The organism is Dysgonomonas massiliensis (genome assembly GCF_900240225.1).
Taxonomy (GTDB): Bacteria; Bacteroidota; Bacteroidia; order Bacteroidales; family Dysgonomonadaceae; genus Dysgonomonas; species Dysgonomonas massiliensis.
The window spans coordinates 185169-207809 of the sequence record NZ_OEPV01000006.1; the positions used below are offsets into that span (position 1 = coordinate 185169).

Sequence of the window (22641 nt, forward strand, 5' to 3'; positions counted from 1 at the left end):
GAAAGTTTGGGTAATTCTTTTATTTAGGAGCCTTTTGGTAGTCTTTTAATTCGTAGAAAATAATGTTTTCGCCTTTCTCACCTTCTTCTGTATTTTCGGCGACTACTCTTATTATAAGATAGGGCTTGCCGGTTTTTTCTTTAGGTAGCTCCGTTTGTATGAGAAATGCTCCCATAGGTTTATTGTCGCCAACATATTCTGTGACCGGCTGGACTGAATTTACTCGGACTTCTTTGTCGTCAATATATACTTGAACTTTGAAATGCTCAGGTTTTACCGAAATGTCAGCTACTTTTTCGGCGAGTGCTTTGTTTAATTGTATTTCTTTAGAATACTTGAGAACCTTTCCAGTACTCATGGGACGGGTGTATATAAATAGCCCGGGATAACCCCCTTCGACTTTATATGCATTTGTGCCATATAGCTCCAGACGATGGTATTTGGGATTAATGACCAAATCTCTGTCTGCTATGATATTCCAAGCCCAGAATTCCAAACGTTTATCATCATCTGGTACCTGATCGGCTCTGGGATATTCTTTTAGTCGTAATGCATACATTGCCATGTATTTGCCTGCTTTGACATTCTTTAAAGAATAAAATCCTTGTTTGTCTGTATAGCTGCTATAAGCTTCCGTGAAATTATTGTAATGTAGTGCAACACAGCAGCTGTCAATCGGATTACCTTCATAGTCTGTAACTTGTCCTGAAATAGTAACCGTATTTTGACCATTTATGATGCAATAGCAGAAAAGAGAAAGAGTAAATAGTAATAATTTTTTCATAGCTTAATAGTTTTAAGGACTCTTATATTTATGAGACGAACTGAAAATGTAAAAGGTTACAGTTGAAAGAGAAAATTTTGTTAAAAAAACAGTATTGAGATGGAAAACTTTAACCAGACTCTAATTGTTTAGTTCTCAATAATCGAAACGATTTTAGAATATAAAGAACTCAGATGTTGATAAAATGTATGTTAATTAATCGGTTTAGTTCTGATTAAAGAGTTATCTTTATCAACTCTAAAAAAAATACAGAAAAGTTTATTTAAATGGGTGAATTCGTTCATTTACACGTCCATTCGCAGTATTCGCTGCTTGATGGTCAGGCTAGTATATCCAATCTTGTAGATAAAGCTATGGGTGATGGAATGCCTGCTCTTGCTCTTACCGATCATGGAGCTATGTTTGGTATCAAAGAGTTCTATAACTATACAAAAAAGAAAAATTCGAAGTTTGATTCGGCTATCAAAGAATTGAAAGCTGAGCAGAAAAAACTTCTTGAAGAACCCGAAAGCGACGAGCAAAAAGCAAAGCTTGCTGATTTGGATCGTCAAATAAAAGAACAAGAATCAAAAAAACTAAAGCCAATCATAGGTTGCGAGTGTTACGTTGCTCGTCGAAACCGAAAATTGAAAGAAGGTAAGCCAGATATGAGTGGCTGGCATTTGGTGGTTCTTGCTAAGAATAAAAAAGGTTATAAGAATCTTATAAAACTTGTATCTCATGGTTGGACCGAAGGCTTCTATATGCGTCCGCGTATCGATAAAGAGCTTTTGGAAAAATATCACGAAGGTTTGATTGTTTCTACTGCTTGTCTAGGAGGTGAAGTTCCTAAAAAAATCATGGCAGGTGACCTCGAGGGTGCAGAAGAGTCTATTATGTGGTTCAAAAATCTTTTTGGTGAAGATTTTTATCTGGAACTACAACGTCATAAAACAACTCGTCCCGATGCAAATGTTGAAGCATATCCTTTGCAACAACAAGTGAATGCCGAATTACTTCGTCTTGGTGAAAAACTAGGAGTGAAAGTAATTGCGACAAACGATGTACACTTTGCCGAAGAAGAAGATGCTGATGCGCACGATCGACTTATCTGTCTAAGTACAGGTAAAGATTTTGATGATCCGAAGCGTATGCGATATACAAAGCAGGAGTGGTTGAAAACGACTGCCGAAATGCAAGCAATTTATGCTGATATTCCACATGTTTTGACCAATACGCTGGAAATAGCAGACAAGGTAGAATATTATTCGATCGATTCGGATGCTTTGATGCCATTCTTCAATATTGATGCATCATTCGGTACGGAAGAAGAATATAAAAAGAAATATTCGGAAGAAGACCTGATAGCTGAATTTGGCGAAAAAGCTTATCACAGATTAGGTGATTACGACAAGGTGATCCGTATTAAACTGGAGTCCGATTATCTGCGACATCTGACAATGATAGGTGCCGACAAAAGATATGGAAAAGATCGTGATCCGGAATTGGTCGAACGCTTGGATTTCGAGTTGGAAACTATGAAAACTATGGGTTTCCCCGGATACTTCCTTATCGTGCAAGACTTTATTGCTGCAGCCCGCGAAATGGGTGTAGCCGTAGGCCCCGGTCGTGGATCTGCTGCCGGATCTGCAGTAGCCTATTGTCTCGGAATCACGGATATTGACCCTGTTAAGTATGACCTTCTTTTCGAGCGTTTCTTGAATCCCGATCGTATATCGATGCCCGATATTGATATCGACTTTGACGACGATGGTCGTGGTAAGGTTTTGGAATGGGTAACCAATAAATATGGGCAAGAACGCGTAGCGCATATCATTACTTATGGTACGATGGCTACTAAGTCAGCAATCAAAGACGTTGCTCGTGTACAGAAGCTGCCTTTGGCAGATTCGAACCGCTTGGCGAAATTCGTACCCGATCGTATCCCAGATAAGAAAAAAGTAACGCTAAAAGATGCCATTGCTTATGTCCCAGAGTTGAAAGAAGCGGCGAACAGCCCCGACCCAACAATGCGCGATACGCTGAAATATGCACAAATGCTGGAAGGTAATGTGCGTAATGTCGGAGTACATGCTTGCGGAATTATCATTGGACAACAAGATATATCGGATGTTGTACCGGTAAGTACGGCCGAAGATAAAGAAACCGGAGAAATGATGCTGGTTACCCAGTATGAGGGCTCGGTTATTGAAGAAACGGGATTGATAAAAATGGACTTCTTGGGATTGAAAACTTTGTCGATCATCAAAGAAGCCCTCGAAAATATAAAAGATACTACGGGTGAAACAGTAAACATAGATACTATTTCGCTCGAAGATCCTAAGACTTACGAATTATATAGTGCCGGACGAACAACCGGAACGTTCCAGTTCGAGTCGGCTGGTATGCAGAAATATCTGAAAGAACTTCAGCCAAGTAAGTTTGAAGACCTTATTGCGATGAATGCGCTTTATCGTCCGGGACCGATGGATTATATTCCGTCGTTTATTGCTCGTAAGCACGGACGTGAAGAGATATCATACGACATTCCCATCATGGAGCGTTATCTGAGTGATACTTACGGTATTACTGTGTATCAGGAGCAGGTCATGCTTTTGTCGCGACTTCTGGCAGATTTTACTCGTGGTCAGTCCGACGAGCTTCGTAAGGCGATGGGTAAAAAACTTATCGATAAGATGAATATGCTGAAAGATAAGTTTATTGCCGGAGGGACAAAGAACGGACACGATAAGAAGGTATTGGATAAAATATGGGCCGACTGGGAAAAATTTGCTTCGTATGCCTTCAATAAATCACATGCGACATGTTACTCGTGGGTAGCTTATCAGACTGCATGGTTGAAAGCAAATTATCCATCCGAATATATGGCCGCAGTTCTTTCACGAAACTTGTCGAACATAACGGAGATCACGAAGTTTATGGATGAGTGCCGTGCGATGGGAATGAACGTACTGGGTCCGGATGTGAATGAATCGATGCTTAAATTTTCGGTAAATAAAGCTGGTGATATCCGTTTCGGAATGGGAGCTGTAAAAGGAGTCGGCGAAGGTGCTGTTCGAAATATAATTGAAGAGCGTCAGAATAATGGACCATTCAAAAGTATTTTCGATTTTGTGGAACGTGTCAACTTAAGTTCTTGTAACAAGAAGAATATAGAATCGTTAGCTTTGGCAGGAGCATTTGATGAGTTTAAAGAAATAACACGTGAGCAATTCTTTGGATTAAATTCGAGAGGTGAGGCGTTTATTGATTTGCTTGTGCGATATGGAAATAAGTATCAACTAGATAAAGAGCAGGCGGCAACTTCGTTGTTTGGTGGCGATGCTGCTGTTGAAATTGCGCATCCTGAAATTCCTTTTGCTGCTAAATGGTCCGATCTCGAACGCTTGGGTAAAGAACGTGATCTTATCGGAATTTACCTTTCGGCTCATCCACTGGATGAATTCTCTTTGGTATTGGAGCATGTCTGCAATATGAAGATGGCTGATATGGAGGACAAAGAATCGTTCAAAAATAAAGAAATATCGTTAGGAGGCTTAGTTATTGATGCCCGTGAAGGAATTACTAAAAACGGGAAACCATATATGATCTTGAAGATTGAAGATTTCTCTGGTAGTGGTGAGATCCCTCTTTTTGGCGATGATTATATCAATTTCTCGAAATATGGTCGTCCAGGATTGTATGTATTTATCAAAGGGCGTGTGCAAGGACGTCGTTTCAACGAAAATCAGCTTGAATTTAAAATCGTATCGATACAGCTGTTACCTGATGTAAAAGATAGCCTGATTGAGAAAATTACTATAACACTTCCGTTACATGATATGACAAAACAGACTGTTGAGGAATTATTTATGTTGACAAAAGATTCGCCCGGAAATTCATTGCTTTATTTCGAAGTTGTAGATGGCGAACGTAATATGAAGGTAGATTTATTCTCGCGAAATGTAAAGGTGTCGGTGAAAAAAGAATTGATCGATTATCTGACCGAAAGTGAGAGCTTGGTTTTCAAAATAAACTAAGATTTTTACAGATCAAAATCCTTTATTATCTTTGTATAATACCAGAGAATATAAAATTAATAAGAATTAAAATAAAATCAAATTATGGCATTAGAAGTAACAGATGCAACATTCGAAGAAGTGTTGAAATCAGACAAACCAGTAGTATTGGATTTTTGGGCAGAATGGTGTGGACCATGCCGTATGGTGAGCCCTATCATCGATGAATTGGCTGAAGAATTCGAAGGAAAAGTTGTAATCGGCAAAGTAGATGTTGACAACAACGACGAGATTACATCGAAATATGGAATCCGCAACATCCCTACAATTCTATTCATCAAAAATGGTGAAATCGTAGATAAACAAGTCGGAGCAGCTCAAAAAACTGCATTCATCGAAAAAATAAATAACTTATTGAAGTAAGCTATTTTCTATCTGAAATATAAGCCGGTATTCTTTATTGAGTATCGGTTTTTTTGTAATATTGTGGATGTTGAGTGGGTGTTTTAGGTGTGCTGCTAAACTCTAATTTTAATTCAAAGTCTTCTATGAGCGATAATCTGCTATTGTATGTATGTAGTTTTATTTGTTTAATATTGATTCTGTCTTCTTTTAGATATAGTAGGAAATTTACGCTTGTAAATTTAGGGGCATTTTTAGTATATAATTTATTTCTACATTATTGTTTGTTTTTTCAAGGTGATGGAGGTTCTGGTTTAGTTTGGTGGTTTTATCTAATTGCCATAACGGTTCTGCATATAATCTTAGTCTGTATTTATTTAATTGTAAAATATTTTAGAGAATAATATTAGACTCATTTGATTTGTTATGAGTTTTTATTCGGTTTGAGTATCGGCTTTTTTATTTTCGAAAATTATCTATAATAGAAAAGCGAAGTTTAGAAAAGTAGCACGAAATAAATACGCTGAAAGTTGTACACAAGTGTTGCTTTTTAACAAATTGGAGACTGATGTTCAGCGATTCGCCTTTTTTCTGTAAGTTTGTTCTTATGATGGATGATGTCTTTAAAACGATAAAAGAAACAACTAAAAGTATTTTTACCGAGAAGCGTAGCAAGTTTATCGGTTATGCCATTCCTGTGCAAACTGTTGAGGATGTAAAATTAGAATTGGAAAAATACAGAAAAGAATATTACGATGCTCGCCACGTTTGTTGGGCATATATGTTAGGTGCCGATAGAATAGAATTTCGTTCGAATGACGATGGCGAGCCATCGGGTACGGCCGGTAAGCCAATATTAGGCCAGATAAACTCGAATGAGTTGACAGATATTCTGGTTATTGTTGTTCGTTATTTTGGTGGAATTAAACTCGGAACTAGTGGCTTGATCGTAGCGTATCGCGAAGCGGCGGCACAAGCCATTGGCGAAGCTGAAATAATAGAAAAGACTGTAGATTGTGATGTGTCTTTCGTCTTCGAATATCCTTTTATGAACGATGTAATGAAGATTGTGAAAGATTTAGAACCTACGATACTATCTCAAAGTTATGATATGGATTGTCAGATGAGTTTGCGGATTCGTAAAGGCGATTTTGATCAGCTGATAGGTCGCCTTGAAAAAGTTGAGAGCTTAAGATTTGATGATAAAGACTGATATGTTAGTTAACCCAAAATCTAAATATTATGAATACCAAAAGCCTGATTTTATTATTGTTTGCTATCTGTGTAAATGCAAGTTTTGCACAAAAGAAGTTTAGTAAGAGTGAGTTGTACGCTGATGCTGATAGTTTGTATGCAATTATAGACGATTATCATCCTAATATGTTTGAGGTAATGCCTAAAGAGGCTTTCGAAAAAGAGTTAACCCTGATAAAGTCTTCACTAGCAGATTCTATGACAGTTCTAGAGTTCTATAAAAAAATGGCACCTCTGGTGGTTAAACTAGGGGATGGGCATACTAACCTGGGAATTATCGAGGAAAATTTGGATGGTATATCACCTAAATGTTTCCCACTGAAAATAAATATAGATAAGAAAAATCTGTCGTTGACTATGTTGAAAGATCTTGCTGAATCAGGATCTATCCCTATAGGAGCGGAAATTCTTTCTATCAATGGAGTTGAAAGTAGGGATGTTATTTTCTCTTTGCTGAAATACGTGAGTGGAGAGAAAGATTTTTATAGATTGGAGTCTTTGAAACTCCGTTTCGGCTATCTGCTATGGATTGAGTATCTTGCTGATGAATATGAAATTTCTTATAGATATAATGATGAACCTGCAGCCGTTTGTGTTATTCCGGCTGTTGATCCGTCTGTCGTTTTCGGAAATATAAACGAATCGAGTGAGGATAGAGAACCATATGTGTTGGATATCGATGAAGATAAGAGTATAGCTACTATTGATTTCAGAAGCTTTGATAATTTGGATAAATTTAAAGTGTTTTTAGACTCGTCTTTTTCTGAAATTAAAAAGAAAAACATCAACAATCTGATTATTGATGTAAGGAATAATGGAGGTGGATATTCTGCATTAGGTAAGGAATTATTTCAATATATTTCATCGGTTCCTTTCGAGTTATTTGGTCATACTACCGTGAAAATAGGTAATCGATTATGGAATAAATTATCTGAGGAGGCGAAAGCTAAGTCTAAACGCGGACTTACTATTTATGACGATTCTAAATTGATCGAGTTGCGGGATAATCCTCTCAGATACACCGGAAATACTTATCTTTTGACAAGCAACTATACATTTTCTTCAGCTGCAGATTTTGCGTGGGTATTCAAGTATTTCAATATGGGAACTGTAGTAGGAGAAGAAACAGGAGGGCAGGCTGTTTGTTTTGGAGATATTAGAATGGATTATCTGCCTATTACAAAATTACCTATAGGAATGTCTTGTAAGAAATTCTATGTCTATGGCGCAACAGATGAAAATACTCATGGAGCTATTCCTCATTATGAAGTGGATGCAGATCAGGCTATGGACTATGTGTTGAATATGATAAATTCAGAGAGGAAACATTAATCGATACTAGATAGATTATGAGCTAAGATGCAATAAAAAAGCGATTATCTGTATTGATAATCGCTTGCTTCGAGTAGATATAGATGATGTTAGATAATTCCTTGTGCCATCATTGCTTTCGCAACTTTCATGAATCCGGCAATGTTTGCACCCTTTACGTAGTTCACATAACCGTTTTCATCGGTACCGTATTTTACACATTCCGAGTGGATATTTGTCATTATCGATTTCAATTTTTCGTCAACCTCTTCGCTTGACCATGTAAGTCGTTCCGAGTTTTGAGTCATTTCTAGTCCTGATACCGATACACCTCCAGCATTCGCTGCTTTTCCTGGTGCATAAAGGATTTGGGCTGTTTGAAATACTTTGATAGCTTCAGGAGTCGAAGGCATATTTGCACCTTCCGATACAGCAATAACTCCGTTGTCTACAAGTTTTTTAGCATCTTCCCCGCTAATCTCATTTTGAGTAGCCGAAGGAAGTGCTATCTCGCCGACTTCGCTCCAAGGACGTTCGTTTGGAACATACTTGCAGCCAAATTTTTCAGCATATTCGCGGATACGACCACGATATAGTTGTTTAAGCTCTTTGACATATTCTAGTTTTTCCAAAGTGATTCCTGACGGATCGTAAATGTAACCATCCGAATCTGATAAAGTTACTGGAATAGCACCTAACTCGATTAGTTTTTCGCATGTATATTGTGCTACATTACCTGATCCAGAAACGATACATTTTTTACCCTTTATATCGATACCCTTCGTTTTTAGCATCTCCAGTAAGAAGTATACATTGCCATATCCAGTAGCTTCTGGTCGGATAAGTGATCCTCCAAAATCTAAGCCTTTTCCGGTGAATGTTCCAGTGAATTCGCGTGTTAGTTTTTTGTACATACCGAACATATAACCAATTTCACGACCGCCAACACCTATATCTCCAGCTGGAACGTCGGTGTCTGGGCCAATGTGGCGCCAAAGTTCAGTTGTGAAAGCTTGACAGAAACGCATGATCTCTGTATTTGATTTCCCTTTCGGATTGAAATCGGAACCACCTTTACCTCCACCCATTGGTAGTGTTGTAAGTGAATTTTTGAATGTTTGCTCGAAGGCCAAGAACTTAAGGATTGATAAGTTTACAGATGAGTGAAAACGAATACCTCCTTTGTAAGGACCGATTGAGTTGTTGTGTTGAACGCGGTATCCCATGTTGTTGTGAACATTACCCTTGTCGTCTACCCATGTTACACGAAAAGAGAAGATACGATCAGGGAGGCATAGTCTTTCGATTATACCTGCTTTTTCAAACTCAGGATGTTGGTTGTAAACCTCCTCGATTGAGTCCAAAACTTCATGTACAGCCTGGTGATATTCAGGCTCGTTGGGGAATCTTTGTTTTAGCTCGTTTAAAATTTGCTCAGTATTCATCTTCTTTTATAGTGTTTTGATTAATTATGTAACAAAAGTACGAATAAAAATAGAAAAATGTTACATTTTATGATAAAAAATATCTTTTTGTGTTGTGTTTTTTATTTTTCTAAACTTGAGAAACCTTTGTATTGTAAATTGATTATTTTACTTACTTTTGTGTATTAGTTAATTGTAGAATAAAGAGACTATTAGTAGATTTATAGCATGACATACTTTATTACCGGCGGAGCTGGATTCATAGGTTCCAATTTTGTAAAACTGATGCTTAAAAAGTATCAGGATGCAAAATTCATAGTTTTTGATGCGTTAACTTACGCTGGAAATTTAGCTACACTTTCTGAAGAATTGAAAGATTCGCGATTGACTTTTGTGAAAGGAGATATTTGTAGCAAAGAAGATGTTGAGGCAGTCTTCTCGAATCATAAAATTGATTATGTAATAAATTTTGCAGCTGAAAGTCATGTTGACAGAAGTATCGAAAATCCGCAACTATTTCTACAGGTAAATATATTAGGTACTCAGAACTTACTAGATATAGCAAAGAAATACTGGACCGATGGTCAGGATGATAATGGTTATCCTATATGGCTAGAGGGTGTTAAGTTTTTGCAAGTATCAACTGATGAAGTCTATGGCTCGCTAGGTGATGAGGGTTATTTCACAGAAGATACTCCGCTAGATCCGCGTTCGCCATATAGTGCTTCAAAAACGAGTGCTGATCTTATAGTGAAAGCTTATAGCGAGACTTATAAAATGCCGGTAAATATTACAAGGTGCTCGAATAATTATGGACCTTATCACTTCCCGGAAAAATTGATTCCTCTTATTATTAAAAATATACTTTCCGGAAAATCGCTTCCGGTATATGGAGATGGTAGCAACGTGCGCGATTGGTTGTATGTTGAAGATCATTGTAAAGCGATTGACGCTGTTCTACACAATGGTAGACTAGGCGAAGTGTATAATGTAGGAGGACATAATGAGAAAACTAACATCGATATTGTGAAACTGGTTATAAAAACCATACATGATATCATGGAAAAAGAGCCTGAATATAGAAAAGTACTGAAAAAACAAGAATCGACAGCAGATGGTTCCATAGATATTAGTTGGATAAATAACGATCTAATCACTTTTGTACGTGACCGCCAAGGACACGATAAACGTTATGCGATCGATCCAACGAAGATATCGAAAGAACTGAACTGGTTACCCGAAACAATGTTCGATCAGGGTATTGTGAAAACAATATATTGGTATCTCGATAATCAGCAGTGGGTAGATGATGTTACCTCGGGCGATTATATGAAGTACTACGAGTCTATGTATGGCAATAGATAAATAATACTTAATTAGAATAATTTAATCAGAATTCAATTCCACCATGGAGTATTATAGGCGTCACCAGCTTAAAGAATACAATTCATTTAGGACAGAGGCTTTTGCAAAGATATTTTGTAAGCCTACCAATATCGAAGAATTAAAACAGTGTCTGTCGGATTATCCGAATGAGAAAAAACTCATAATAGGCGGAGGAAACAATCTATTCTTTACGAAAGATTTTGATGGATTGGTAATCAAACCTGAGATGTACGGCTTGCGCGAGAGTTCGAGTGACGAAGACGATGATGTCTATATTGAAGCTATGGCTTCGGAAGATTGGGATCAATTTGTCCAATATACTGTCGAAAACGGATTTTCCGGTTTGGAAAATCTATCGCTTATTCCAGGAACGGTTGGTGCAGCTCCGATACAGAATATTGGAGCTTATGGAGCCGAGGTTCAGGATTGTATCCGTGAGGTAATAGCTTTGGATGTGCATAGTGGTGAAATTTCTTCGTACACGAGTGCTGAATGCGGGTTCGGATATCGTGATAGTATATTCAAACGTGAGGGGAAATATGTCGTGATATCAGTGGTCTTCCATTTGAAACAAAGCTTCAATTATATCCCTAAATATATAGACTTGAATAATGAACTGGAAGATATTGATGAACCTACAGTACAAGATGTACGCGACGCTGTAATAAGAATCCGTCGCCGTAAACTTCCTGATGAAAAAGTATTACCAAATGCCGGTAGCTTCTTCAAAAATCCATATATCAGAATAACAGAGGCAGATGAGATTAAAAAGAAATATCCGGATTTGCCATGCTACCCATATCGCGATGGTTGGGTAAAAACATCGGCTGCTTTTCTGATCGATAAGGCCGGCTATAAAGGAAAACGAGTTGGAGACATTGGTACATACCAAAATCAGGCATTGATAGTTGTTAATTATGGAACAACTGACGGTAATAAGATAATTGAATTTATGAACGAGGTTCAATCGGCTGTCAAGAATAAATTTAATATAGATTTAGAACCAGAAGTAAGAATATTTTAGAAAATTAGAATACATAGAATGGCATCATTTATAATTGAAGGAGGGAACCGTCTAAGCGGAGAAATAACACCTCAAGGAGCAAAGAATGAAGCATTGCAAATAATATGCGCAGTTTTGCTTACACCTGAGGAGGTCGTTATTGAAAATATTCCCGATATATTAGATATTAATAACCTTATTGCTCTTCTGAGCGATATGGGGGTGAAAACGAAACGTTTGAGTGAAGATACTTGGTCTTTCAAAGCAGACGAAGTAAACTTGGCGTACCTTGAAACACCGGAATTTCTGAAGAAAAGCGCTTCGCTTCGTGGTTCGGTGATGATTATTGGACCATTAGTAGCACGTTTCGGAAAAGCTTTACTACCAAAACCAGGAGGTGATAAAATAGGTCGTCGTCGTCTGGATACGCACTTCATTGGAATACAAAAATTAGGTGCAGATTTCGCTTATGATTCGATGCGACAGTTATATAGCATTACTGCCGATAAGTTGAGAGGAGCATATATGCTCCTTGATGAGGCTTCGGTAACTGGTACTGCAAATATTATCATGGCGGCAGTACTTGCTGAGGGTAAAACAACTATCTATAATGCAGCTTGCGAACCGTACTTGCAGCAATTATGCAAAATGCTGAATCGTATGGGAGCAAAGATTACGGGTATTGGCTCAAATCTGATAAGTATTGAAGGAGTAACCTCATTGGGGGGAACTCAACATCGCATATTGCCAGATATGATCGAGATAGGTAGTTTCATCGGAATGGCAGCAATGACCGGATCAGAAATAACTATAAAGAATGTAGCTTATGATGAATTGGGTATCATACCAGATACTTTCCGCCGTTTAGGTATCAATCTAGAAAGAGTAGGGGATGATATCGTTGTTCGCCAACAAGATGAATATACGATCGATACTTTTATCGATGGCTCTATCCTTACAATAGCTGATGCCCCTTGGCCTGGACTTACACCAGACTTGTTGAGCGTAATCCTGGTGGTAGCTATACAAGCAAGAGGCAGTGTACTGATACATCAGAAGATGTTCGAAAGCCGATTATTCTTCGTAGATAAGCTGATTGATATGGGTGCACAGATTATTCTTTGCGATCCGCATCGCGCAACAGTTATTGGACGTGGTCGTTGTGCATTACGTGCTACTACAATGACTTCGCCGGATATCCGTGCCGGAATTGCATTGCTTATTGCAGCAATGTGTGCTGATGGAACAAGTACGATTCATAACATTGACCAGATTGACAGAGGTTATCAAAATATTGATGTCCGCTTGAATCAATTAGGAGCAAATATATTACGTGTAAATTAAATTGTTAACAATAAAAATTAATTAAGGCAAAAAAACGAATTTGACTAAGGCTATGACAGAGAATGAAAAATACATCTTCGATCATTTCCTTATAAGTATTAAGGCAGGATTTGAATCTCTCGAAGATATTATCGCAAATGCTCAAGACATGGTTGATGATGAAGGTTGGGGGCATGAAGTAACCGAGGTTTGGATACGTGAAGTTTTAACGCGTGAGTATAATAAAAATCAGGAAGCAAGTAAGTCTTGGAGCCATCCAACAGATTTAGATAGATTGCAAGTGGTTTTTGATACCTTGAGTAGTCTGAGAATTATAGCATTGCATAATGCTGGAGTTGACGCATCAGATGCAATGTTTGATGTTCAGGATATTTGGATTGATGCCGAAGATGAGGGCTTGTCTCCTATAGGTTACTGTTTCTATAGCGAAGAAGATCTTGAACAAGCAATAAATGAGGATCAGCTTGATTTACATTTTGGTGGAGCCAAAGAAAATGATGATAAAAAGTCTATCTTGATTGGAAATATTATTCGAGAAGAATTAACTAAAGCAGGTTTTGAAGTAAGCTGGAATAATACAGCTTCTCAGCCGATATCTATAGTTAATTTTAATTGGCAAAATGCTTTCGTTTCGGATGAAGATGCCGATGAAAAATGGACCTATGATAGAACACTAATTAACATGCGAGATTAATTGATACAATAAAACGAATGCCTGATTTTGATCAGGCATTTATTTTTTATAGTGTTTAGCAACGAATTGGTCAATATCGAAGAAATACCCTTCTACATCTTGGAGCTTATCCAGATCCCAATCCCACCATTTTATTTCGAGTAATTTCTTTATAGTATCTTCATCGAAGCGATATTTAATTATTTGTATTGGTGAGCCGACAGCAATTGCATAAGGGGGGATATTTTTCGAAACGACAGCCCCTGCACCTATGATTGCTCCATCGCCAATTGTAACACCATCCAGAATAATAGCATTCATGCCAATGAATACATCGTTGCCTATTGTAATCTTCTTGCGTTCTACAATTTTATCTGTAGAGCTAAGAGAAAATCCATTTTGCTTACGTGTAGAATAAAACATCGATGATGTTGTAATTCCATTTGTAGGGTGGATTCCCCAGCCACACATAACGTTTGGCCCTATTGAACTGAATTTGCCAATTGTAGTTAGATCGATGCGCGAACCTTCTGCAATAATAGTATAATCTCCTATTGTTGAATGGTTAACAATATGCTTATTGCACAACTTGACAGTCGGGCTAATTGTAGAGCATACTACACGATTAGCATTGTAAAATAAATTAGAACCATCTAGAGATCTAAGGGCTCTGAGTATTTTCTTTAATAAATTAGCCATTTGTTTTATTACTTATGGTATCGTTATAATCAGCAAAAGGAAATACATCGAGATAACTGCCTGGAGAAGCATTATAAATCTTAACTCCCTGCTTGTTCAGAAACTGCATCATCAGTCGATATTGCATCCACCTACTATAATAGATGTAGAACCATTTCTCTTTCGAAATTTTGCTCAGATGCTCTTTGTCGCTATAACTCTTCTTGTCATCATAGAAATGATGCCCGTCGCTTCGATCAAGATCGTTGAGGTAATCATGGTCGACGCCAAGTAAGTATATTTCCGAGAAGCCCAAGTAATATGCTACTTGGATAGCAGTATAAATAACTGTCGAAAGTCCGAATGGATGTTTGTCTAGATTCCATAATTCAGAATCGAGATAATTAGATTCATCCATATGAGGTGCTTGTTGATAATTGATAAACGTAGCATCAACCTTGCATTCGGGATGTTTGATCAGGTAGTTGTAATAAGAATACTCGTAATCTGATGTCCCGATAAAAGCCTTTATAGGAAATGTATAATGTTTCGTATAGTTATCGAAGATAATCTTGTTCGTCTCATCGTCGAAAGGCTCGTGTTGAGGTGCGAAGCAATGATATTCAGGTTTAATAGTCTCAATATCGGGATGTAGAAAAAACTGACTTACAGCAATGCAATATTCGTCTTTCAGAGGCATTAAATCTAGCTTGTTTATGGATGGTCCCGATGCCAAAATAAAACAACGCTCACCTTTGTGAATGCCTTTGAAAGCTTTCAGTTTCTCTGCATCAAATTGGATATTTTTATAGCCATGACCAACTCCGGCTTTTTGCCCTATTTTGCAGATCAGGTTACTCCAACCTTGCGGTACAAACCAATATTTAAGTCTATCTAGCATATTATTTGTGAGTCAATATGTAATCCACATATTCGCGAACAGCTCCTTCGCCTCCTTTCTTCTGCATGATCCTGATGTAAGGTATTGCCTTTATCTTGTCAACAGCATCTGCCGGACAAGCAGGGAATCCTACATTCGAAAGCAATTCGAAGCAATTCACATCGTCGCCGATATATGCTACTTCTTCGATTGAGATATTCTCGAGCTTACATATTTCGAGAGCAGCACTCAATTTACCTCCATCTCGTTTACCCTGATAAAGATAATCGACTTTGAGTTTCTTTGCACGATTCTCTACGATTTTAGTATCCTCAGATGTTACTATGCCAACTTTTATTTCTTCTTTTTGAAGTAACTGCAAACCCATGCCATCGCGAGTATTGAACTTCTTCAATTCATCGCCACTATTGGTATAGTACATTCCTGCATCGGTCAAAACACCATCAACATCGGTAAGGAACAGCTTGATGTTTTTTACATCTGAAACTTTTTTATCAGACTGTAATATATGCTTTTGCATCAAAGCTTCAGCTGTGATCCAGTCATCAGGCTCATCTATTTCGAGAGCCGTGAATTCTGGCATTTCGTGAATTGCGATTTTCCCTGATAGTCTGTTTTTACTTTCTAATATATTCCCAACAGAGCTGATATAGAAAGCTCCGTTCTCAAGCAATTCTCCTTTAAAATCCTGACGACGAGGACGATTTTTGAAGTCGTAGTTCTTAGACGTTCCGTCTTCATTCCAGATGAATCTTTTGAAACGGACGCAACTAAGAAGTGAATCGGATTGGGTGTATTTTAATTTATTTATTCCATTTTCGAAATCCGAAGCTTGCGTAAAAGGCGAAGTTGCCTGAACTAACATAAACAGATCATCCACTTTTAAGTTGGACTTGTTTATGTATTCAAACATAACACTTTCTGTACTTGCTGTATCGGTCGCGTTCTCGGCCGATCGTCTGTAAATTTCTACTTTCTTGTAATCGAAGTTGTGAAGCGTATTGATAATCTCTTCCGAATCGGTAGCAACAATAATTTTATCTACCTGAGTGGTGTTTTCAAGAGCCTCGATATTCCAACAAACCAAAGGTTTGCCGCACAAAGGCTTGATGTTTTTTAGAGGTATTGATTTGCTTCCTCCTCTTACGGGAATAAATGCAATTATTGACATATTTTTAATTGATGGCTTATTGCCATTTGATTTGGTTCTTTTTCAGTTTGTTGCGTTGTACTGCCTCTATTGATAAGATTTGTTCTTTTTTGTATGTGAGAGATCTCCATACCGCGTTGCAGTCGCGAACTAGCTTGCGCATACCATCAGGCTCCAATGATGCTGCATGGTCAGTGCCTTTCCATGTGCGATCTAATGTGAAGTGTCTCTCGATCCATTCAGCGCCTAGTGCTACTGCTGCCGAGTCGACCGCAATTCCAAGGTGATGGCCTGAGAAGCCGATAGCTTTCACACGATGTTCGAATGTTTGGCGTAAACGACTTATTTCGAGCAATGAAATATCTTCGAACGGAACAGGATAACCCGAAGTACAACTGTATATTACAAGATTCTTAGCTTTGCCTTTTTCTTCGAATAAAGAAACAATCATTTCTTCTTCTTCCTGAGTAGTCATGCCGAACGAAAGGTGAATTTCGCCATCGAAATGATCGCAGAGGTATTCAAGCATTTCTTTGTTCAAGTTACAAGCCGAAGGAACCTTAATCAACTTCGGAGTTAGAGAAATAATTTCCTCAGCTGAAGTTAGATCCCATACTGATGTAGAATAGATTACACCATATTCTTCGCACCATTGTTTTAGTTGTTTATGCTGCTCAAGATCAAATTCAAGAAATTCGCGGTGTGCTCCGTATGTTGCTCCGTACGAATTGCCCGGATTTGGGTGCGGTGCGTTATATTCTTCATCTGAAAGAAGTTCTTTATTATTCCTTTTTTGAAACTTAACAACATCTGCTTTACAGAATGATGCTGCAACCATTATCATTTCTTTAGCAATCTCCATATCACCTTTATGGTTACATCCGATTTCAGCTATTATTTGTGGCTTATTCATATTTTGAAAGTTAGTGATTTATTTTTTGAAAAGGCGACGTCTGATTTTCATCGATAGAATTGCAATCTTTTGGCTGATAGTAAAAGATAACGTATTGAAACGCTTCTCCGTTTTCTGCAAATATGCAATTTCTTCTTCGTATATATTTTCTATTTCTTTTTCTATGCTAGTGTCGTTAGGACTGAATAGCGAATGTACAAATTCATCTCCATATATTAGTTCGATATTATGCTTTGCAAACAAATTTTTTAATGTTTTCAGTGTGAAATTGTAAGTATGCGCATTCTGAAGATACGATAGAATATCGGAACTATATACAGTATCAATACTATATACACCAGGTACTTCGATATAGAAAATTGTTTTCTCGTGACTGATGGCTTTTAGTCTTTCAATTTCTTTCTCAACATCCAAAATATGTTCGAATACGTGTGAGTATATAATAACATCCGGAGCTTTCTCGAAATTATAGCTATGTATAGTTCCCGATTCGAGATTGAGCTCGTGTTTTTCTCTTCCATATTTCAAATACTCGGTGCCAAGATCTAATCCAGTGATTGTTGCACCCAGATCTTTAAAAGCTTTGAGAATACCTCCTGCACCACAACCAACTTCGACCACGTATTTTCCCGATAAATCTTTGATTGGAGAGTGTTCTTTAATGAAGTTGCTGATCTTCATCCCTGAATTGTGTTGACGCTGAAAGAAGAAATCGGTTGACGTACCTGATCCGGAATATAGAGGACGATATTCTTTATCATAAAACTGATTGTATGACTCCTGAGTCATCCTTGGGTTTGTGAGTAGCAAACCACAGCGTTTGCAAGCTACAGTTGTGCATGACAATCCGTATCTGTCTTTTTCTGCTAATGTATCGAAATCATCACTATTGGAACAAATAGGACATGATACATTTTCAAATGTATATGTGCCATTTTTAATTTTCTGCTCAACTCTAGCTTTTGCTTCTTGCTGAGTAGAATTAAGAGGAATTCCATTTTTATTATCGTTCCTATATCTGTTGCTTATCATATCTAAGTCTTAGTTATTTTGTAGTTTGTGTGTTTTATACTATTAAATCGTTTGTCCAATCGATATTCGTACGGACTATTCCGCCTCTGGTGAAGCTGCGGGCAGCTCCATCTATTTCGGTATTTTCCAATTCGAATACCAAGCAATCGTCTTGTTTTTGGTATACTCCAACACCAGCTCTGCCGCAATCGATAGATATTGAGTAAGTTCCGGTCGTTAAGAAATCAGGTAAGGCAAAAGTTGCTTCGTAATGCCCTTTACTACGTCCTTTCAATAGACTTTGATTCATATCTACATCCCAAGATCTAAGCAGTAAAGCCCCATCCTTGAATAAGGCAAAGGATATGTTAGAGCCGGTCAGATTATCTTCGTTGACGGTGTAATCGACTTTAACATGCAACTGATCTTCGATGTCGAAAATTGTACTTTCCTTCTTATTGGCAGCAAATACCTCGATGCTATTGATGTTTATTGGTTGTTTCTTTTTGATATCGAAAGCAGAGTATCGTATCTGCTGATTCATATATGCCTTTAGATACTGATCGGTTACATAGTTTATGTCTCCACTATCAATAATTGTTCCGTTTTGTAGTAAGATTCCTGTATTGCAAAGTCTTTTGATTGATCCCATATTGTGGCTCACAAAAAGAACTGTTCGACCTTCTCCTTGCGATACATCCTGCATTTTGCCGATTGCTTTTTTCTGAAATTCGGCATCACCAACAGCAAGTACCTCATCTACGACTAGGATTTCGGGTTCAAGATGTGCCGCAATAGCGAATCCCAAGCGTACAGTCATTCCTGACGAATAACGTTTTACGGGTGTGTCGACATATCGCTCTATTCCTGCAAAATCAACTATTTCGTCTAGCTTGCGGGTGATTTCTGTCTTAGTCATACCCATAATAGCTCCGTTCATGTAGATGTTTTCACGACCGGTCATCTCAGGGTGGAATCCTGTTCCTACTTCCAGTAAGGATGCTATACGGCCTTTTGCTTTAATGGAACCCGTTGTGGGAGATGTAACTCGGGATAATATTTTGAGTAAGGTTGACTTCCCTGCACCATTTTTACCAATAATACCTAATACATCGCCTTGTTTTACGTCGAAGCTGATATCGCGAAGTGCCCAGACATAATCACTTTCGGCTTTTTGCGAGCGGTCGTTCGTATCGCCGATTTTCAGATAAGGATCTTCTTTGCCCCTCACTTTATACCACCAACGGTTGAGGTCATGGCTGATTGTGCCCGTACCTACAACACCTAAACGATATTGTTTCGATATATTCTCAAATTTTATTGCTATATCTGACATATTGATTTCTCGTTTATACGACGTCAATAAAGCTTTTTTCCACTTTATTGAAGATGATAATACCTATTAGTAATATTATGATGGTGAAACAGATGCTGTATATCAATGACTCTAAACTAAATGTTCCTACGCCCATGAAGGCATAACGTATAGCCTCCATTATGGATGTTACGGGATTTAGTTGAATTATCCACATATATTGCTCGTAGTTTTCTTTCATAACCGATAGCGGGTAGGCTATTGGTGTAGCGTACATCCATAATTGAATAACAAAAGTAAAAAGAATTGCTAAATCGCGATACTTTGTTGTTAATGATGATATTATAATCCCGAACCCTAGGCTGAGGGCTGCAAGTAATACGACAAAGAATGGGTATAGAAATATGTATGACGTGAAATGTATATTTGCTCCATTATAATAGAAATACAAGTACATACACAAGAATAACCCTATTTGTATGCCCAGTCGGATAAGATTGGATATAACTCCCGATATAGGAACCACTAATCGGGGAAAATATACTTTGCTGAAAACATCCTTATTCGTAGTGAACGTAGTGGATGTTTTGGTTAGGCATTCTGCAAAATAAGTCCAGTTCATTACACCACACATGTAGAATAGCATCTGCGGAAGCCCGTCTGTTGATATATTTGCGATGCCACCAAATACAAACATCAGCATGATACTTGTAAATAGGGGTTGTATGATGAACCATAGCGGACCTAGTATGGTTTGTTTGTACATCGTAACGATATCTCTTTTGACATACATCTGTAGTAGGTCGCGATATTGCCACACTTCTTTCAGATTTAATGAAAAACGTCTGGTTTTAGGTTCAATTATTATATCCCAATGTTCATTGGATTGGAAACTCATGTGCTGATTTTTATTTGAAGCTTGTGAACAAATACCTACAAAGATAATTATTTTATCTTTCTAAATTACTAGCTGTATATAGGATAAGGTATAAGTCTTGCAAATGTTTGTTTGTGTCGTTTTTATAAAAAAAATAAACCTATATGAGAAACTCATACAGGTTAAACTTTTTTGAAATTCTTTTCAGAATTATTGAGCTGCGTTCACTAGAGTGTCTGCAACAGCAGCAACTGAATCTACAACTGGAGCTTCTTCTACAACTGTTTCAACAGCAGTTTCTACAGCTTCGTTAGCGTTTTCTTCTTGTTGAGCTGATTTGTTTCCGCAAGATGCGAAAGAAATAGCAACTGCAGCAGCAGCTAAAAGGATAATTTTTTTCATTGCTTAGTGTAATTAAAAATTAATGGTTCGTTTTACGGCGCAAATGTACGGCAATTTTTCATATGTTGTACAACATAAACAAGGTTTTTTTTGAGAAAATTACGTTTTTTTTACGATTTGGTTAAAATGACCATTAATTCTCATATAAATAGCGCTTTATACTCTTTTTAGGTGTCTTTTCGAACTCGGTAGGGTATATCTGTATCGCACTAATAGTTTCGTAACTAGCGACGGCTTTGTTTATAACTTTCTTGTTGTCTTCCATAATTGCCGGAAGCATATCTTGATCTACTCCTGCTACGTCTAGCGATTCGTAATCCGGATATACGAGTGCTACCAGTTTGCCTTCGCGTTGAACAACTAAGCTTTCAAGGATGAAAGGCAGGTTATTTAATTGTGATTCCAATTCTTCAGGGAAAATGTTTTGTCCATTTGCTCCTAGAAGCATTGTCTTTGATCGTCCTTTGATGAAGATCTGATTTTTTTCATTGATTGTACCCAAGTCTCCGGTTCTTAGCCATCCATCTTCAGTGAAGGCTGCTTTTGTAGCCTCTTCGTTTTTGTAGTAGCCTTTCATTACGTTTTCACCTTTGACTTGAATTTCTCCGATTACATTATACGGATCTTCTGAGTCAATACGTACTTCCATTATATTGTCTAGGATATGGCCACATGAACGAGGTACAAATTCATCGAAATGATCGTAAGATATTAGTGGACCGCATTCGGTCATTCCGTAACCTACAGTGAATGGAAATTTTATCTTGTATAAGAATTCTTCAATGTCTTTGTTTAGGGCAGCTCCTCCGATAATGACTTCGCTGAAATTGCCCCCTAAAGCAGTCATAAGTCCTTTCTTGATTTTTGCATATATATTTTCGCGCAAGATAGGAACTTTCAGAGCCATTCTGATAGCAGGTTTTTCTATCTGAGGAAGTATTGCTTTTTTATAAATTTTCTCGATGATAAGTGGAACTGTGACTATCAGATGTGGCTTAACTTCGGCAAGTGCATCTTGTAGTATCTTAGGTGTCGGAGCCTTGCCTAGTAATGTTACGTGGCAGCCTTCAGTCAGTGCATAAAGAAATTCGAATGCACAGCCATAGGCATGTGCCAATGGTAAGAAGGAAACGATATCATCGCCTGGACGTAAAAGTTTTAAGTAATGCGAATAAGTTACGTTTCCGGCCATATTGTTGGCTGTAAGCATTACGCCTTTGCTGAATCCGGTTGTTCCGGATGTGTAGTTTATTATAATAAGTTCGGAGTTGTCAACATCAGCATATTTGATATCTTCAGCTTTAAAGCCATTTGGATATTTCTCTTTGATGCGAGAATCAATTGTAGCATGAATTTTACAGAACCTGCCTTCTTCTTTTTCTTCCAATAGATCAAACGATAGTGAATCGGTAGAAAAAGTAGCTTCGATGTTTTCCAGTTGCTCGCCTTCTAGCTTTTCCCAGATTGAATTGCTGACGAAAAGCAGTTTCGAATCGGAATGATGAATAATATGTTGGATATTATTGGGATGAAAGTCTTGTAGTATAGGAACAATCACTGCTCCGTATGTGATGCTTGCAAGATAGGCAACACACCAAGGGATATTGTTTTTACCTACTAGGGCAATTTTATCTCCTTTTTGTATTCCGGCCTCTTCCAGTAATATATGTAGGCGGGCTATTTCGAAAGCGATGTCTTTATAGTGAAGTTTTTCTTTCTTCGAATAATCAGACATCGCTGGCATATCCCAGTTTTTCTTAAAACTTGTTTCGTATAATTTAATAAAATTCTCTTTTATCATAAGATTTGCACATT

General features: G+C 37.7%; 19 protein-coding genes. 8 read left to right on the forward strand and 11 right to left on the reverse strand.

Features of this window, described 5'->3' with window-relative positions; translation table 11 throughout:
• Window positions 1-19 precede the first annotated feature (19 nt).
• Window positions 20-784 carry a carboxypeptidase-like regulatory domain-containing protein gene (locus tag C1A06_RS07795; protein ID WP_101689682.1) on the reverse strand — a complete coding sequence of 255 codons (765 nt, stop codon included), beginning with the start codon at window positions 782-784 and terminating at the stop codon, window positions 20-22.
• Window positions 785-1050: 266 nt separating this feature from the next.
• Here C1A06_RS07795 and dnaE point away from each other — a divergent pair, with 266 nt between their 5' ends.
• The 4 genes from dnaE to C1A06_RS07815 all read left to right on the forward strand — a co-directional run bounded on the left by dnaE (window position 1051) and on the right by C1A06_RS07815 (window position 7770).
• Window positions 1051-4803: a DNA polymerase III subunit alpha gene (gene dnaE / locus C1A06_RS07800; protein ID WP_101689683.1), complete on the forward strand. Its 3753-nt coding sequence runs from the start codon at window positions 1051-1053 to the stop codon at window positions 4801-4803.
• A gap of 84 nt (window positions 4804-4887) precedes the next feature.
• Window positions 4888-5205 carry a thioredoxin gene (gene trxA, locus C1A06_RS07805; protein ID WP_101689684.1) on the forward strand — a complete coding sequence of 106 codons (318 nt, stop codon included), beginning with the start codon at window positions 4888-4890 and terminating at the stop codon, window positions 5203-5205.
• A gap of 586 nt (window positions 5206-5791) precedes the next feature.
• Window positions 5792-6397 carry an IMPACT family protein gene (locus tag C1A06_RS07810; protein ID WP_101689749.1) on the forward strand — a complete coding sequence of 202 codons (606 nt, stop codon included), beginning with the start codon at window positions 5792-5794 and terminating at the stop codon, window positions 6395-6397.
• Window positions 6398-6426: 29 nt separating this feature from the next.
• Complete coding sequence (locus C1A06_RS07815; RefSeq protein WP_101689685.1) at window positions 6427-7770, forward strand: S41 family peptidase; 1344 nt, start codon at window positions 6427-6429, stop codon at window positions 7768-7770.
• 89 nt (window positions 7771-7859) lie between these two features.
• On the opposite strand, the gene C1A06_RS07820 is transcribed toward C1A06_RS07815, so the two are convergent.
• The gene (locus C1A06_RS07820; protein ID WP_101689686.1) at window positions 7860-9194 is read right to left on the reverse strand and encodes an NADP-specific glutamate dehydrogenase; all 1335 of its coding nucleotides are present in this window, start codon (window positions 9192-9194) and stop codon (window positions 7860-7862) included.
• Between the two features lie 207 nt (window positions 9195-9401).
• Between C1A06_RS07820 and rfbB the strand changes: the two genes are divergently transcribed.
• The 4 genes from rfbB to C1A06_RS07840 are packed head-to-tail and all read left to right on the forward strand — an operon-like array spanning window position 9402 to window position 13600.
• Complete coding sequence (gene rfbB / locus C1A06_RS07825) at window positions 9402-10538, forward strand: dTDP-glucose 4,6-dehydratase (RefSeq protein ID WP_101689687.1); 1137 nt, start codon at window positions 9402-9404, stop codon at window positions 10536-10538.
• Between the two features lie 43 nt (window positions 10539-10581).
• Complete coding sequence (gene murB, locus C1A06_RS07830) at window positions 10582-11583, forward strand: UDP-N-acetylmuramate dehydrogenase (RefSeq protein ID WP_101689688.1); 1002 nt, start codon at window positions 10582-10584, stop codon at window positions 11581-11583.
• 18 nt (window positions 11584-11601) lie between these two features.
• Entirely contained in the window at window positions 11602-12906 is a 1305-nt protein-coding gene (gene murA, locus C1A06_RS07835) for a UDP-N-acetylglucosamine 1-carboxyvinyltransferase (RefSeq protein ID WP_101689689.1), read from the forward strand.
• Between the two features lie 52 nt (window positions 12907-12958).
• Window positions 12959-13600 (forward strand): DUF6891 domain-containing protein, encoded by a 642-nt coding sequence (locus tag C1A06_RS07840; RefSeq protein ID WP_101689690.1) that lies wholly within the window; start codon window positions 12959-12961, stop codon window positions 13598-13600.
• A gap of 39 nt (window positions 13601-13639) precedes the next feature.
• On the opposite strand, the gene C1A06_RS07845 is transcribed toward C1A06_RS07840, so the two are convergent.
• From C1A06_RS07845 to C1A06_RS07885, 9 genes are all read right to left on the reverse strand, one after another.
• Window positions 13640-14278 (reverse strand): CatB-related O-acetyltransferase, encoded by a 639-nt coding sequence (locus C1A06_RS07845; RefSeq protein WP_101689691.1) that lies wholly within the window; start codon window positions 14276-14278, stop codon window positions 13640-13642.
• Window positions 14271-15158, reverse strand: coding sequence for a 6-hydroxymethylpterin diphosphokinase MptE-like protein (locus C1A06_RS07850; protein ID WP_101689692.1), 888 nt, complete (start codon window positions 15156-15158; stop codon window positions 14271-14273). The genes C1A06_RS07845 and C1A06_RS07850 overlap by 8 nt, the downstream gene beginning before the upstream one ends.
• A 1-nt stretch (window position 15159) precedes the next feature.
• Window positions 15160-16329: an acylneuraminate cytidylyltransferase gene (locus tag C1A06_RS07855; protein WP_101689693.1), complete on the reverse strand. Its 1170-nt coding sequence runs from the start codon at window positions 16327-16329 to the stop codon at window positions 15160-15162.
• A 16-nt stretch (window positions 16330-16345) separates the two neighbouring features.
• The gene (locus C1A06_RS07860; RefSeq protein WP_101689694.1) at window positions 16346-17221 is read right to left on the reverse strand and encodes an N-acetylneuraminate synthase family protein; all 876 of its coding nucleotides are present in this window, start codon (window positions 17219-17221) and stop codon (window positions 16346-16348) included.
• Between the two features lie 18 nt (window positions 17222-17239).
• Window positions 17240-18253, reverse strand: a complete 1014-nt coding sequence (locus tag C1A06_RS07865) for a class I SAM-dependent methyltransferase (protein WP_101689695.1) — start codon at window positions 18251-18253, stop codon at window positions 17240-17242.
• A 34-nt stretch (window positions 18254-18287) separates the two neighbouring features.
• Window positions 18288-19568, reverse strand: a complete 1281-nt coding sequence (locus C1A06_RS07870) for an ABC transporter ATP-binding protein (protein WP_101689696.1) — start codon at window positions 19566-19568, stop codon at window positions 18288-18290.
• 13 nt (window positions 19569-19581) lie between these two features.
• Window positions 19582-20445: an ABC transporter permease gene (locus C1A06_RS07875; protein WP_101689697.1), complete on the reverse strand. Its 864-nt coding sequence runs from the start codon at window positions 20443-20445 to the stop codon at window positions 19582-19584.
• A gap of 189 nt (window positions 20446-20634) precedes the next feature.
• Window positions 20635-20826, reverse strand: a complete 192-nt coding sequence (locus tag C1A06_RS07880; RefSeq protein WP_101689698.1) for a PG1828 family lipoprotein — start codon at window positions 20824-20826, stop codon at window positions 20635-20637.
• A 133-nt stretch (window positions 20827-20959) separates the two neighbouring features.
• Complete coding sequence (locus C1A06_RS07885; RefSeq protein WP_101689699.1) at window positions 20960-22627, reverse strand: AMP-binding protein; 1668 nt, start codon at window positions 22625-22627, stop codon at window positions 20960-20962.
• Between the last annotated feature and the right edge of the window lie 14 nt (window positions 22628-22641).

Coding starts and splice junctions, on each gene's coding strand:
- C1A06_RS07885 (WP_101689699.1), bottom strand. CDS start 22,627: ATGATAAAAGAGAATTTTATTAAATTATACGAAACAAGTTTTAAGAAA.
- C1A06_RS07865 (WP_101689695.1), bottom strand. CDS start 18,253: ATGATAAGCAACAGATATAGGAACGATAATAAAAATGGAATTCCTCTT.
- C1A06_RS07850 (WP_101689692.1), bottom strand. CDS start 15,158: ATGCTAGATAGACTTAAATATTGGTTTGTACCGCAAGGTTGGAGTAAC.
- C1A06_RS07795 (WP_101689682.1), bottom strand. CDS start 784: ATGAAAAAATTATTACTATTTACTCTTTCTCTTTTCTGCTATTGCATC.
- dnaE (WP_101689683.1), top strand. CDS start 1,051: ATGGGTGAATTCGTTCATTTACACGTCCATTCGCAGTATTCGCTGCTT.
- C1A06_RS07860 (WP_101689694.1), bottom strand. CDS start 17,221: ATGAATAAGCCACAAATAATAGCTGAAATCGGATGTAACCATAAAGGT.
- C1A06_RS07840 (WP_101689690.1), top strand. CDS start 12,959: ATGACAGAGAATGAAAAATACATCTTCGATCATTTCCTTATAAGTATT.
- C1A06_RS07875 (WP_101689697.1), bottom strand. CDS start 20,445: ATGAGTTTCCAATCCAATGAACATTGGGATATAATAATTGAACCTAAA.
- C1A06_RS07820 (WP_101689686.1), bottom strand. CDS start 9,194: ATGAATACTGAGCAAATTTTAAACGAGCTAAAACAAAGATTCCCCAAC.
- rfbB (WP_101689687.1), top strand. CDS start 9,402: ATGACATACTTTATTACCGGCGGAGCTGGATTCATAGGTTCCAATTTT.
- C1A06_RS07870 (WP_101689696.1), bottom strand. CDS start 19,568: ATGTCAGATATAGCAATAAAATTTGAGAATATATCGAAACAATATCGT.
- murA (WP_101689689.1), top strand. CDS start 11,602: ATGGCATCATTTATAATTGAAGGAGGGAACCGTCTAAGCGGAGAAATA.
- C1A06_RS07845 (WP_101689691.1), bottom strand. CDS start 14,278: ATGGCTAATTTATTAAAGAAAATACTCAGAGCCCTTAGATCTCTAGAT.
- C1A06_RS07855 (WP_101689693.1), bottom strand. CDS start 16,329: ATGTCAATAATTGCATTTATTCCCGTAAGAGGAGGAAGCAAATCAATA.
- C1A06_RS07815 (WP_101689685.1), top strand. CDS start 6,427: ATGAATACCAAAAGCCTGATTTTATTATTGTTTGCTATCTGTGTAAAT.
- murB (WP_101689688.1), top strand. CDS start 10,582: ATGGAGTATTATAGGCGTCACCAGCTTAAAGAATACAATTCATTTAGG.
- trxA (WP_101689684.1), top strand. CDS start 4,888: ATGGCATTAGAAGTAACAGATGCAACATTCGAAGAAGTGTTGAAATCA.
- C1A06_RS07880 (WP_101689698.1), bottom strand. CDS start 20,826: ATGAAAAAAATTATCCTTTTAGCTGCTGCTGCAGTTGCTATTTCTTTC.
- C1A06_RS07810 (WP_101689749.1), top strand. CDS start 5,792: ATGATGGATGATGTCTTTAAAACGATAAAAGAAACAACTAAAAGTATT.